The sequence below is a fragment of the Streptomyces novaecaesareae genome, from assembly GCF_000716875.1.
Lineage (GTDB): Bacteria > Actinomycetota > Actinomycetes > Streptomycetales > Streptomycetaceae > Kitasatospora > Kitasatospora novaecaesareae.
Genome location: NZ_JNWQ01000012.1, coordinates 18,637 through 31,665, shown reverse-complemented (window position 1 = coordinate 31,665; position 13,029 = coordinate 18,637). Strand labels below are relative to the sequence as shown.

Sequence of the window (13,029 nt, the reverse complement as noted above, 5' to 3'; positions counted from 1 at the left end):
AGTCACTCGACGTGCGCCCGCAGCTCCGCGAGCAGCAGGTTCCGGTCGGCGAGCAGCCCGGTGAGGATCCGCCGGGCCGCCCGCAGCAGGTCGGCCACGTCGCCGCCCGCCAGCGCGTAGACCACCGTGCCGCCCTCCCGGGTGGCGGTGACGATGCCGGACCGGCGCAGTACCGCGAGCTGCTGGGACAGGCTGGAGGGCTCGACCTCCAGCTCGGCCAGCAGCCCGCGGACCGGCGTCGGCCCGGCCTGGAGCAGTTCCAGCACCCGGATCCGGACGGGATGGCCGAGCATCCGGAACAACTCGGCCTTGACCTGGTAGAGCTCCCCCAGCCTTCGGCCGGGAGGTACCCCCATCGTCACGAGGCCCCCCTTCCTGGTGTCGGTCCGGGGTCAGATCTCCAGCGAGCCTTCGATCTGCTTGAGGCGGTGGCGGGCCATCGCGAGGTTGGAGCGGCTGCGGTTGAGCGCCAGGAAGAGGAAGAGGCCGCGGCCGCTGGGCGTCGTGATCGGCCGGACCATGTGGTACTGGTTGGTCAGGCTGATCAGGATGTCCTCGATCTCGTTGTCGTGCAGGTTGAGCATCTCCATCGCCCGCATCTTGGCGCGGACCACGTCGGTGTTCCCGGCTGCGGCGACGTTGAGGTCCAGCTCGCCCCCGTCGCCGAGGCTGCCGAGGGCCATGCCGCTGCCGTAGTCGACCAGGGCGACGCCGATCGCGCCCTCGATCGCCATGGCTTCCTTGAGGGACGTCTCCAGGTTCGCCATCGTGGCTGTCCTCCCGTGCGTTGGTGGCTGCTTGCGGCCGCTCGTGGCCGACTGCGGCCGCTTGCCGGCCGTGACGTCGAAGGTAGGGAGGTCGTGCGGTGAACCACCGCCGATGACCGAAGACGTCCGAAGTCGGCGCAAGCGCGATCACTTGAAGACATTTGCAACTATGGACCTGAGAGAGAACTGATCCCGAGGTGCGGAAAAACGGTGCTATCGATGTCAGTCCTCCCGGGTAACCTCTCGCTGAGATGCGAGATCACACCAATCACACCCGGACGGCGATGAACACCCCCGATCCAGAGCCCCAGGACGACCAGGAGCTCAGCCCCGCCGAGGCGTACGCGGCCAGCCGTCGCCGGGCCAAGGAGCAGGCCACCGCCCTGTACGGCTTCCAGCAGCTGTACGACTTCCCGCTGGACGACTTCCAGCTGGAGGCCTGCGAGACGCTGGAAGCCGGATCCGGCGTCCTGGTCGCCGCCCCCACCGGCTCCGGGAAGACGATCGTCGGCGAGTTCGCCGTGCACCTGGCCCTGGCCTCCGGGCGCAAGTGCTTCTACACCACGCCGATCAAGGCGCTGTCCAACCAGAAGTACGGAGACCTGGTCAAGCGCTACGGCGCCGCCAAGGTCGGCCTGCTCACCGGCGACAACACCGTCAACGGCGACGCCCCCGTGGTGGTCATGACCACCGAGGTGCTGCGCAACATGCTCTACGCGGGCTCCAGCACCCTCAACGGGCTCGGCTACGTCGTCATGGACGAGGTGCACTACCTCGCCGACCGCTTCCGCGGCGCCGTCTGGGAGGAGGTCATCATCCACCTCCCCGAGTCGGTCACCCTCGTCTCGCTCTCCGCGACCGTCTCCAACGCCGAGGAGTTCGGCGACTGGCTGGACACCGTGCGCGGCGGTACCAAGGTGATCGTCTCCGAGACCCGCCCCGTGCCGCTGTGGCAGCACGTCATGGCCGGCAACCGGATGTACGACCTGTTCGCGAACCCCGACCGCGACGGCCGCCCCAAGAACAACCTGAAGAACCCCGGCAAGGCCGTCAACCCCGAACTGGTCCGGCTCGCCCGCTCCGAACTCGACCGCAACCCCCGCGACCGCTTCGGCCGCGGCCGGGGCCGCTCGATGCCCAACGGCCGCCCCGGCCGGGTCTGGACCCCGGGCCGGGTCGACGTCATCGACCGGCTCGACGCCGAGGGCCTGCTGCCCGCGATCACCTTCATCTTCAGCCGGGCCGGCTGCGAGGCCGCCGTCCAGCAGTGCCTCAGCTCCGGGCTGCGGCTCAACAAGGACGCCGACCGCGCCCTGGTCCGCGCGATCGTCGAGGAACGCTGCGCCGACATCCCCGACGAGGACCTGCACGTCCTCGGCTACTTCGAGTGGCTGGACGGGCTGGAGCGCGGCATCGCCGCCCACCACGCCGGGATGCTGCCCCGGTTCAAGGAAGTGGTCGAGGAGCTCTTCGTGAAGGGCCTGGTCAAGGCCGTCTTCGCGACCGAGACCCTGGCGCTCGGCATCAACATGCCCGCCCGCTCGGTGGTCATGGAGAAGCTGGTCAAGTGGAACGGCGAGACCCACGCCGACATCACCCCCGGCGAGTACACCCAGCTGACCGGCCGGGCCGGGCGGCGCGGCATCGACGTCGAGGGCCACGCCGTGGTGCTCTGGCAGCGGGGCCTCGACCCGGAGGCGCTGGCCGGCCTGGCCGGCACCCGTACGTACCCGCTCAAGTCCAGCTTCCGGCCCTCCTACAACATGGCCGTCAACCTGGTCTCCCAGTTCGGCCGGCACCGCTCGCGCGAACTGCTGGAGACCTCCTTCGCCCAGTTCCAGGCGGACCGCTCGGTCGTCGGCATCTCCCGCCAGGTGCAGCGCAACGAGGAGGGGCTGGAGGGCTACCGCGCGTCCATGACCTGCCACCTCGGCGACTTCGACGAGTACATGGACCTGCGCCGCCGGCTCAAGGACCGCGAGAACGAACTCGCCCGCGAGGGCAGCAGCCAGCGCCGCGCGGCCGCCGTCGAATCCATCGAGCAGCTCAAGCCGGGCGACGTCATCCACGTCCCCACCGGCAAGTTCGCCGGCCTCGCCCTCGTCCTCGACCCAGGCCTGCCGCCGGTCAACCGCTCCGGCCGCGGCGGGACGCGCCACCCCGACTACCAGGACGGCCCGCGCCCGGTCGTGCTCACCGCCGAGCGCCAGGTCAAGCGCCTCGCCATGATCGACTTCCCGCACCCGGTCGCCGCGATCGAACGCGTGCGGATCCCCAAGTCCTTCAACCCGCGCAGCCCGCAGTCCCGCCGCGACCTCGCCTCCGCACTGCGCACCAAGGCCGGCCACCTGGAGCCCGAGCGGTTCCGCCGCGGCCGCGCCGCCGCCGCCGACGACCCCGAGATCACCCGGCTGCGCACCGAACTGCGCCAACACCCCTGCCACGGCTGCTCCGACCGCGAGGACCACGCCCGCTGGGCCGAGCGCTACCACCGGCTGCACCGCGACACCGAACTGCTGGAACGCCGGATGCGCTCGCGCACCCACACCATCGCCCGCACCTTCGACCGGGTCTGCGCCCTGCTCACCGACCTCGGCTACCTGCGCGGCGACACCGTCACCGACGACGGCAAGCGCCTCGGCCGGCTCTACGGCGAACTCGACCTGCTCGCCTCCGAATGCATCCGCGAGGGCGTCTGGAGCGGCCTGGCCGCCGCCGAACTCGCCGCCTGCGCCTCGGCGCTGGTGTACGAGGCCCGCCAGTCCGACGACGCCGGCGCCCCCCGCGTACCGGAGGGCGCGGCCAAGGAGGCGCTCGGCCAGATGGTCCGGATCTGGGGCCACCTCGACGCCCTGGAGGAGCAGCACCGGATCAATACCGCCGAAGGCGTCGGCCAGCGCGAACCCGACCTCGGCTTCGCCTGGGCCGCCTACCGCTGGGCCCTCGGCCACAGCCTCGACCAGGTCCTGCGCGACGCCGACATGCCCGCCGGCGACTTCGTCCGCTGGACCAAGCAACTGATCGACGTCCTCGGCCAGATCCAGGACGCGGCCGGCGAGGACGTCGAACTCCGCAAGACCGCCCGCAAGGCCGTCGACGGCCTCCGCCGCGGCATCATCGCCTACTCCTCCGTGGGCTGACCCGACGAACCAGGGGCCCGGGCTTCGAGACCGATCTCGAAGCCCGGGCCCTTTGCCGTCTGCACAGAAGAAGCGATCGGCGGTAAGCCGCCAGGCCTGCGGCCTTGGCGGCTTACCCCCCCACCCCCCACCACGCGATCGGTCGCCGTCGCCGCTTCGGCGGGAGCCGAAGCGGCGACGGCGCTGTGCAGGAAGTCGGCTGGGCCGACTTCCTGCACAGAAGCAAAGGTGATCCAGACGAGATGTTTGGGGCAGCCGTAGGGCTTCCAGGGATTCCACAGGGGAGACTTTTCCGTCGCCGCTTCGGCAAGGCCGAAGCGGCGACGGTGTGGAAAACGAGAAGGGCCGGGCCCGCGCTGGTTGCGCGGGCCCGGTTTGAGGTCTGGGAGTCCACGGCTCGCCGGAGCCGGGACACCAGATCGGAGACCGGTCTGTCCTTGACCAATGCGAGGAGGTAGAGGGCGTGCCCGGTCTCCCCGTGCAGTTTGTGCTCGGTGAAGTACCACATCCAGCGCGGTTCGCTGCGGAGATCAGTGACGCGACTGTAGATCGACTCCGCGAGGGCGATCTGCCGCATCACCTCGGTCTCGTCGCCCTGGATGGCGTAGGCCTGGGCCTTCACGGCTGCGATCATCGAGAGCGCCGACAGGGGAACGTTGTCCATCGCCCGGTCGGCGAGTGCCACGGCATCCTTCGACCTGCGTTCGGCGATCTCCTGACGAGCGAGGCCAGTTGCGACGTGACACAGGAGTCCGTCGTCGCCGGCCTCCTGCGCCGCCCTGATACCGAGTCCGAAGGTGCTCCGTGAGGGTGCGCTCTGACCCGCGTCGAACGCCGCCCAAGCGGCGAGGTCCGCGAGGTTGGCGATCTGGCCGCACAAGCGATCGCGGACACGCAGCGCGGGAAGTCGGCTCGGCCGACTTCCTATGTGCGGGGGTGTCCGGATCCGGCGGCGTCGAGGCGGCGGACCAGCTCGCGGAGGGCGCGCAGTTCGCGGTCCAGGGCCTGGGCGCCCTGCGGGGTCAGGGTGACCCAGGTGCGCGGGCGGCGGCCGGCGTAGCCCTTGTTGACCGCGATCAGGCCGGCGTCCTCCAGGACCTTCAGGTGCCGGGAGAGGTTGCCGTCGGTGAGGCCGAGTTGCTCCTTCAGGAAGCCGAACTCGACGCTCTCGGCCTCGCGGGCGACGGTCAGGATGCCGAGCCGGACGCGCTGGTGGACGGTGTCGTCCAGGGCGAGGGTCGGATGCTGTTCCTCGGCTTCGTCGGCAACGCTCATGGGGTGACCGTACGGGACGGCGCCGGTTGGCGGCGGGTCGCGGTCCACTGGGCGAGCCCGGCGGCCAGCAGGATCGCGGCCAGCAGCAGGGCCTTGGGCTGGGGGCCGTCGGCCCAGCCGCCGTCGCTCCGGTCGAGCCACGGCAGCCAGCCGCTCTCCCACGGTGCCGCGAGGTAGGCGGTGAGCAGTGCGGTGTGGGCGAGGCCCGCACCGGCGACCAGCGGGCTGCGCTCGGTCAGCCCGAGGACGAGCAGGCCGATGCCGATCACGTACCAGGGCGAGGCGTAGGCGTTGGCCAGCAGGGAGAGCGTGAACGGCGTCCGGTCGGAGAGGAGCAGCGCGAGAAGCACGGCGGCGACCAGGGCGCCGGCACCGGCCGTGGCGCCGATCCAGGCGGTGCGGTGCGGGACGATGCCGCGTGCCTCGCCGCGTCGCCGGTACCAGCGGGCCAGGGCCAGCCAGGCCAGGGGGAGCAGCGCGAACCAGATCCCCCAGCCGAGGAAGCGGAGGACCGCCCCGTCGAATTCGTGCGCGTCGCAGGCGGCGTCCGGCGCATGGGCGACGCAGAGGCCGGTGAGCTGCGCGTAGGCGAAGGCCGGGTACGACTCGACGCTCCGCCCGTTGGCGCCGAAGTTGTAGGCCTGTCCGGCGATCGGCGCGGCTGCCAGTGAGAGCAGGCCGAAGGTCAGTAGTGGCACCCCCGCGCCGCGCAGTCGGGTTCGGGTGCGAGCCAGCAACCCTTCGGTGGCGGCCAGCAGTTGGGCCGGGTCGCCGTGGTGCAGTGTGTCCATGATCCACCCCTGTCGAGCTTGATCGTGGGTTCACTTTGCATCGCAAAGTAGATTGCGGTCAAGAGTTCACGGGGAGACAATGCAGCCGGCGATCCGGCCCGGGAACGCCGGAGGGGCCCGCCGCGCGATGCGACGGACCCCTCCCGGGTACGGGCTCAGCGGGTGGCGAGGGTCTCCAGGACGCGGTCGAGGGAGGTGCCGAGGCCCCAGCGGGTGGCGAGTTCCTCAAGGGTCATGGGGTCGAGGGGTTCGCGGGGGAGGGTGGGGTCGAAGTCGGGGAGCGGGGCGTCGTCGGCGACCCGGACGACCTTGGGGGCGACGTCGAGGTAGGCGGAGCCCTCGACGAGGTTGCGGCGGCGGGCGGGGGTGAGCCTGGAGCCCACGTCCAGCGCGGCGGCGCGGATGGCCGCGAGGTCGCCGTACTCGTTGATGAGCTGGGCGGCGGTCTTCTCACCGATGCCCTTGACGCCGGGCAGGCCGTCCGACGGGTCACCGCGCAGGGCGGCCATGTCGGCGTACTGGGCGCCGCGCACGCCGTACTTCTCCAGGAGCAGGGCGTCGTCGGTGACCTGGAGGTTGCCCATGCCCTTGACCGGGTAGAGCACGGTGATCCCGCGGGCGTCGTCGACCAGTTGGAAGAGGTCGCGGTCCCCGGTGACGATCTGCACCGGGCCTTCGGCGCGGGCGGTGAGGGTGCCGATCACGTCGTCCGCCTCGTAGCCGGGGGAGCCGACCCGGGCGATGCCGAGCGCGTCCAGGACCTGTTCGATCACCGGGACCTGCGGGGCGAGCGTGTCGGGCACCTCCTCCTCGCCGTCCTGGGCGGCCTCGGCGACCCGGTGGGTCTTGTACGAGGGGACGAGGTCCACCCGCCACTGCGGGCGCCAGTCGGCGTCCATGCAGGCGACCAGTCGGTCGGGGCGGTGGTCGTGGACCAGCCGGGCGATGAAGTCCAGCAGGCCGCGGACGGCGTTGACCGGCTCACCCTGCGGGGAGCGCAGGGTGTCCGGTACGCCGAAGTAGGCCCGGAAGTACAGGCTGGCGGAGTCGAGCAGCATCAGTCGCGGTGCGGTCACGCGTCAGATCATGCCGCACCGCGCCGACGGACGGGCGGCTTCAGTGTTCGTGCGGCCCGGCGCGGTGGACCGGGCCGTGGGCGTCGGCGCAGTGTTCGGCGGCGGTGTCACCGGGTGCGGCGATCTGCAGCAGGGCGCCCGCCTCGTCCTCGCCGACGTGGTCGACCTGGAGGGTGCTGTGGGTGATCCCGTACTCGTCGGCCAGCCGGCGCTGGAGCTGGCGCCGGACGGCGTGGCAGTCGCCGCCGGGGGTGACCAGGATGTGCGCGGACAGGGCCGGCTGGTTGGAGGTGATCTCCCAGATGTGCAGGTCGTGGATCTCCTCGACCAGGGGTTCGGTGACCATCCGGTCGGCGACCGCGTCGGGGTCGATCCCGGCGGGGGCGGCCTCCAGGAAGATCCGCCCGGAGTCGCGGACCAGTGCGATGCCGGCCTTGAGCATCAGGGCGACGACGATGAGCGAGGCGATGGCGTCGGCCCGGGCGAAGCCGGTGGTCAGGACGACCAGGCCGGCGACGGCGGTGGCGATGAACGCGTACAGGTCGGTGAGCACGTGCTGGAAGGCGCCCTCGACGTTCAGCGAGCTGCGGTTGGCCTTCGACATGCACCAGGTGGCGGCGAGGTTGACGACGATCCCGATCAGCGCGGTGACCAGCACCAGCGAGCCGGTGACCTCCGGCGGTTCGATCAGCCGGGTGACGGCCTCGTAGCCGAGCCAGGCCGAGAGCACCAACAGCGTCACCCCGTTGGCCTGCGCGGAGAGGATCTCGGCGCGCTTGAGGCCGTAGGTGTAGCCGCCGCGGGCCGGGCGGGCGGCGAGCTGCATCGCGACGAGGGCCAGCGCGATGGAGGCGGCGTCGGTGAGCATGTGCGCCGCGTCGGAGATCAGCGCGAGGGACTGGGCGGCGAAGCCGACCACGACCTCGCCGGCCATGAAGACGACGATCAGGGCGAGGGCGCTGAGCAGCCAGCGGCGGTCCGCGTCGGCGGAGACGCCGTGCGAGTGCCCTCCGTGGCCCCCGTGACCACCGTGGCCACCATGACTCCCGTGACCTCCGTGGCCACCGTGCGAGTGCTCGTGGTCATGCGCATGATCATCGTGCGAATGCTCGTGCCCGGCCATGGAAGTCCTCTCTGGGCGCACGGGTGGGAACAGGGGCGCGGCGCGACCGCCCTGCACCCGAAGTGAACCGCAGAATCGACAAAGATCCAAAGGCTGTACTGGTGACCGTTGTCGTTGCCGTTCGGGCGGCCGCACCCGGTGCAGGCCGCAGCCGTCCGTACGGCGGAAATCCCGTGCCCCCGCGCCCAGTTGTGCTACCTCAGCGCCACCGCGTCCAGCACCACGGTGTCCAGCACCGCGGCGGTGGCCGCCCGGACCAGGGCCCGCATCAGCCGCAGGTCGTCCCCCTGCTCCGGGTGCCACTGCACCCCCAGCGTGAAACCCGGCCCCTCCACCGCCTCCACCGTTCCGTCCGGCGCGTGGGCGCTCACCCGCAGGCCCTCGCCGAGCCGGTCGACGGCCTGGTGGTGGAAGGTCGGCACCGCCAGCTCGCTCTCCGGCAGCAGCCCGCCCAGCAGCGTCCCCGGCACCGGCCGCACCAGGTGCGACCCGTAGCGCCCCGGGGTCCCGCCGTGCACGTCCACCGGCACCACGTCCGGCACGTGCTGCACCAGCGTCCCCCCGCACACCACGTTCAGGACCTGCATCCCCCGGCAGACGCCCAGCAGCGGCATCCCCGCCGCCAGCGCGGCCCGCAGCAGCGCGACCTCCCAGGCGTCCCGCCGCGGCGAGTCCGCCTCGGTGGCGGGATGGGCCGGCTGCCCGTAGTACGCCGGGTCGATGTCCGGCCCGCCCGCGATGACCAGGGCGTCCAGCCGGGCCAGCACCTCCGGCGCGCGCTCCGGTGCGTCCGGCGGCAGCAGGACGGCGATACCGCCGGAGTCCTGGACGTACGCGGTGTACCGCTCGGGCACGAGGGCCACCCGGCGGCCCTGCCAGTCGCTCCAACTCGCGTCCACCAGGTAGGTGCTGACGCCGATCAAAGGCCTGCGATCCATGGCGGGCATTCTCCCCCCGGGTGGCCTGATCCACGGCCAACCACGCGCATCGGCGCGCCACACCCGCCCGCCCTCTTCCGCCCCACGAGTCGCAGGCCGTACGGTTCGCTGTGACCGCTTGATCTCGAAGAGTGATCGAGGAAGGAGGGTTCAGCCATGCCCGAGAACACCACTCCCGAGAACACCACCCCCGGGACCACCGCGTCGGAGCGCACCGCGTCGGAGCGCACCGCCGCGGGCTCGCCGCCCCGGCCGCCGCTGACCCTGGACGAGCTGCGCACCCTGGTGGACGCCGGCGAGGTGCACACCGTCGCGCTCGCCTTCACCGACATGCAGGGCCGCCTGCAGGGCAAGCGCTTCGCCGCCCGGTTCTTCCTCGACGAAGTCGCCGAGCACGGCGCCGAGGCCTGCGACTACCTGCTGGCCGTCGACGTCGACATGAACACCGTCGACGGCTACGCCTTCTCCTCCTGGGCCACCGGCTACGGCGACTTCGCGATGCGCCCCGACCTCGGCACCCTGCGGCTGACCCCCTGGCAGCCCGGCACCGCCCAGGTCACCGCGGACCTCGCCCGGCACGGCGGCCACCTCGTGGACGCCGCCCCGCGCCACCTGCTGCGCCGCCAGATCGCCCGGCTCGCCGAGTACGGCCTGGCCGCCGACATCGGCACCGAACTGGAGTTCCTGGTCTTCCGCGACACCTACGAGCAGGCCTGGCTCGGCGGCTACCGCGGCCTGACCCCGGCGAACCTCTACAACGTGGACTACTCGATGCTGGGCACCGCCCGGGTCGAGCCGCTGCTCTCCCGGATCCGCAACGAGATGGCCGGCGCCGGCCTGGTCGTGGAGTCCGCCAAGGGCGAGTGCAACCTCGGCCAGCACGAGATCGCCTTCCGCTACGCCGATGCCCTCACCACCTGCGACCAGCACAGCGTCTACAAGACCGGCGCGAAGGAGATCGCCGCCCAACTCGGCTGCGCGCTCACCTTCATGGCCAAGTACGACGAGCGCGAGGGCAACAGCTGCCACATCCACCTCTCGCTGCGCGACGCCGTCGGCGCCCCCGCCTTCGCCGACCGCGACGGCCGGATGACCGACACCATGCGGCACTTCCTGGCCGGCCAGCTGACCGCACTACGCGAGTTCAGCGTGCTGTACGCCCCGAACATCAACTCCTACAAGCGCTACCGCCCGGGCTCCTTCGCCCCGAACGCCGTCGCCTGGGGCCGGGACAACCGCACCTGCGCCTACCGGGTCGTCGGCCACGGCCCCGGCCTGCGGATGGAGAACCGGGTGCCGGGCGGCGATGTCAACCCCTACCTCGCGGTGGCCGGCATGATCGCGGCCGGGCTGGACGGGCTGCAGCGCAAGCTGGAGCTGCCCGCCCCCTGCCTGGGCAACGCGTACGCGGTGGAGGAGTACGCCCGGGTGCCCGGGTCGCTGCGGGAGGCGGCCGACGCGTGGGCGGGGAGCGAACTGGCCCGGGAGGCCTTCGGCGCCGACGTGGTCGAGCACTACCTGAACATGGCCCGGGTCGAACAGGCCGCCTACGACGGCGCCGTCACCGACTGGGAGCGCTACCGGTCCTTCGAACGGATGTGACGCATGACCCCGGGGCGTGCGGGCGGGCAACCTCTCGGTCAACTCGCACGCCTCGGTGCGCTACTGGACACCCTTCGGCGGCTTCGGCGACTCCCGGGTCGGCCGCGAGCTGGGGCCGGACGCGCTGCGCCACTTCACCGAGACCAAGAACGTCTTCATCCACAGCGAGGAGTGACAGCCCGATGAGCGAGAAGCACGCCGCGCAGGACGGGCCGGTCTGCCGCCGGCTCGTCGGCCGCACCGCCGTGGTCACCGGCGCGGGCAGCGGCATCGGCCTGGCCGCGGCCCGCCGGCTCGCCGCGGAGGGGGCCAAGGTGGTCTGCGCCGACCTCGACGAGGAGACGGGCCGGGCCGCGGCCAAGGCCGTCGGCGGGCTGTTCGTGCACACCGACGTCACCGACCCGTACATGGTCGAGGCGCTGTTCGACGAGGCGTACGAGACCTACGGCAGCGTGGACGTGGCGTTCAACAACGCGGGCATCTCGCCGCCGGAGGACGACTCGATCCTGACCACCGGGCTGGACGCCTGGCGCAAGGTCCAGGAGGTCAACCTGACCTCGGTCTACCTGTGCTGCAAGGCCGCCCTGCCGTACATGCGCCGGCACGGCCGGGGCTCGATCATCAACACCGCCAGCTTCGTGGCCCGGATGGGCGCGGCCACCTCGCAGATCTCGTACACCGCCTCCAAGGGCGGGGTGCTGGCGATGTCCCGCGAGCTGGGCGTCCAGTTCGCCCGGGAGGGGATCCGGGTCAACGCGCTCTCGCCGGGGCCGGTGGACACCCCGCTGCTGCGCGAGCTGTTCGCCAAGGACCCGGAGCGGGCGGCCCGCCGGCTGGTGCACATCCCGCTCGGCCGGTTCGCCCGGGCCGAGGAGATCGCCGCCGCGGTGGCCTTCCTGGCCAGCGACGACTCCTCCTTCATCACGGCGAGCGAGTTCCTGGTGGACGGCGGCATCTCCGGGGCCTACGTCACCCCGCTGTAGGGCGGGGCCGGGCTTCTCACCGTAATCTCATCGAAAACCGGGGGAATTCGCTGCCGCGCTGATTTCGCGTTTATCCGGCTGCCTTTAGATTCTTTTCCGTGAGTGAGCAGATCCCCGCCGGGTGGTACCCGGACCCGAAGGACACCACCGGCGACCCGAGGACACAGCGGTGGTGGGACGGCAAGGGCTGGACGGCCGACACCCGGCCCGCACCCTCGGACGCCCCGGCGCCGCAGGCCCCGGCGGCCGGCGAGCCGGGGCCGGGCGCGACCGAGCGGCCCACGGTGCTGGAGGGCGAGGTCCTGGAGAGCGGCCCGACCGTCCGCTACCCGGAGCCGCCGCCCTTCGGCACGGCCTACGGCTCGCCCGCCGCGCCGCCGCGCAAGACCTGGCGCAAGCCCTCCAAGCTCGTCGTGGCGACCGCCGTCGCCGCCCTGCTCGGCCTGGGCGCCGGCTCGGGGATCACCTACCTGGCGATGGACGGGCACGGCGACCGCGGGAAGCACGCCGCCCGGCCGGCCCCGCAGGGCGGCTACGGGCCCTGGAACGGTTTCCCGGGCCTCGGCGACCCCGGCGGAAACGGTGATAACGGGGGCAGCGGCGGCAAGGGTGGCGGCGGCAGCGGGGACGGCAAGGGCAGCGGCAAGGCCCGGCCCGGCGCCGGCCAGGCGATCGACGCGGTGAACCGGCTCACCCTGCCCGTCCCCTCCGGCTGGCAGGCGACCACCGCCGGCGACGGCTACGCCGTGATCACCGTCGGCTCGTACACCTGCGCGGACGGCAGCGACAACTGCACCCTGGGCGGCGTGAACACCGGCCGGATCACCGACGGCGGCACCGACGCCCAGGCGGCGGCCAAGGCCGACATCGCCAAGGCCGCCAAGGAGTCCTACGGCGACATCACCGGGCACCAGGAGCTCAAGTCCGAGGCGGTCAAGGTCGACGGCCGCAACGGCTACCTGGTCCGCTGGAAGGTGGACGCGCCCAAGGGCAACAACGGCTACGTGCAGACGGTGGTCTTCCCGTCCGCCGACGGCAAGGCGCTGGTCTCGGTGCACTTCGGCTTCGACATCGCCGACAAGGCGCCGGACGTCGCCGTGATGGACACCATCGTCAAGGGCATCACCGACTACAAGGGCAAGATCCCCAGCATCCCCGGGCTGCCCGGCTCGGGTTCGGGCTCCAGCGGCTCCGGCGGCTCCGCGGGCTCCGGAGGTACGGGAGGCGCCGGGGGCACCGGGGGCACCACGACCTGAGCCCCGCGCTCCTCACGCGGCGGCGGCCCACCCGGGAGGGAGACCTCCGGGTGGGCCGCCGCCGCGTGCACGTGCGCG

Annotated in this window: 12 protein-coding genes and 1 pseudogene; 5 read left to right on the top strand and 8 right to left on the bottom strand. The window is 72.0% G+C overall.

Features of this window, described 5'->3' with window-relative positions; all coding sequences use genetic code 11:
- Nucleotides 1-2: 2 nt before the first annotated feature.
- Nucleotides 3-356, bottom strand: a complete 354-nt coding sequence (locus OP86_RS06770; RefSeq protein WP_030055629.1) for an ArsR/SmtB family transcription factor — start codon at nt 354-356, stop codon at nt 3-5.
- Nucleotides 357-392: 36 nt separating this feature from the next.
- Nucleotides 393-767 (bottom strand): hypothetical protein, encoded by a 375-nt coding sequence (locus OP86_RS06765; protein ID WP_030055630.1) that lies wholly within the window; start codon nt 765-767, stop codon nt 393-395.
- A gap of 284 nt (nt 768-1,051) precedes the next feature.
- On the opposite strand from OP86_RS06765, the gene OP86_RS06760 reads away from it, so the two are divergent.
- Nucleotides 1,052-3,907, top strand: a complete 2,856-nt coding sequence (locus OP86_RS06760) for a DEAD/DEAH box helicase (RefSeq protein ID WP_030055631.1) — start codon at nt 1,052-1,054, stop codon at nt 3,905-3,907.
- Nucleotides 3,908-4,019: 112 nt separating this feature from the next.
- On the opposite strand, the gene OP86_RS39320 is transcribed toward OP86_RS06760, so the two are convergent.
- The 6 genes from OP86_RS39320 to OP86_RS06730 form a co-directional block, all read right to left on the bottom strand.
- Nucleotides 4,020-4,805: an NsdA family TPR-like regulatory protein gene (locus OP86_RS39320; protein WP_483414667.1), complete on the bottom strand. Its 786-nt coding sequence runs from the start codon at nt 4,803-4,805 to the stop codon at nt 4,020-4,022.
- 26 nt (nt 4,806-4,831) lie between these two features.
- Nucleotides 4,832-5,182: a winged helix-turn-helix domain-containing protein gene (locus tag OP86_RS06750; protein WP_030055633.1), complete on the bottom strand. Its 351-nt coding sequence runs from the start codon at nt 5,180-5,182 to the stop codon at nt 4,832-4,834.
- Complete coding sequence (locus OP86_RS06745) at nt 5,179-5,973, bottom strand: hypothetical protein (RefSeq protein WP_030256229.1); 795 nt, start codon at nt 5,971-5,973, stop codon at nt 5,179-5,181. The genes OP86_RS06750 and OP86_RS06745 overlap by 4 nt, the downstream gene beginning before the upstream one ends.
- Nucleotides 5,974-6,128: 155 nt before the next feature.
- The gene (locus tag OP86_RS06740; RefSeq protein ID WP_030055635.1) at nt 6,129-7,031 is read right to left on the bottom strand and encodes a 5'-3' exonuclease; all 903 of its coding nucleotides are present in this window, start codon (nt 7,029-7,031) and stop codon (nt 6,129-6,131) included.
- Nucleotides 7,032-7,089: 58 nt separating this feature from the next.
- Nucleotides 7,090-8,172: a cation diffusion facilitator family transporter gene (locus OP86_RS06735; protein ID WP_030055636.1), complete on the bottom strand. Its 1,083-nt coding sequence runs from the start codon at nt 8,170-8,172 to the stop codon at nt 7,090-7,092.
- Between the two features lie 194 nt (nt 8,173-8,366).
- Nucleotides 8,367-9,110: a gamma-glutamyl-gamma-aminobutyrate hydrolase family protein gene (locus tag OP86_RS06730; protein WP_030055637.1), complete on the bottom strand. Its 744-nt coding sequence runs from the start codon at nt 9,108-9,110 to the stop codon at nt 8,367-8,369.
- Between the two features lie 156 nt (nt 9,111-9,266).
- Between OP86_RS06730 and OP86_RS06725 the strand changes: the two genes are divergently transcribed.
- The 4 genes and pseudogenes from OP86_RS06725 to OP86_RS32795 all read left to right on the top strand — a co-directional run bounded on the left by OP86_RS06725 (nt 9,267) and on the right by OP86_RS32795 (nt 12,951).
- Entirely contained in the window at nt 9,267-10,712 is a 1,446-nt protein-coding gene (locus OP86_RS06725; RefSeq protein ID WP_078588541.1) for a glutamine synthetase family protein, read from the top strand.
- Nucleotides 10,713-10,722: 10 nt separating this feature from the next.
- Nucleotides 10,723-10,887, top strand: a pseudogene (locus OP86_RS35640) (aldehyde dehydrogenase family protein); the annotation flags it as partial.
- Nucleotides 10,888-10,894: 7 nt separating this feature from the next.
- The gene (locus tag OP86_RS06720; protein ID WP_030256222.1) at nt 10,895-11,695 is read left to right on the top strand and encodes a 3-oxoacyl-ACP reductase; all 801 of its coding nucleotides are present in this window, start codon (nt 10,895-10,897) and stop codon (nt 11,693-11,695) included.
- A gap of 98 nt (nt 11,696-11,793) precedes the next feature.
- Nucleotides 11,794-12,951 carry a DUF2510 domain-containing protein gene (locus tag OP86_RS32795; protein ID WP_033331184.1) on the top strand — a complete coding sequence of 386 codons (1,158 nt, stop codon included), beginning with the start codon at nt 11,794-11,796 and terminating at the stop codon, nt 12,949-12,951.
- Nucleotides 12,952-13,029: the final 78 nt, after the last annotated feature.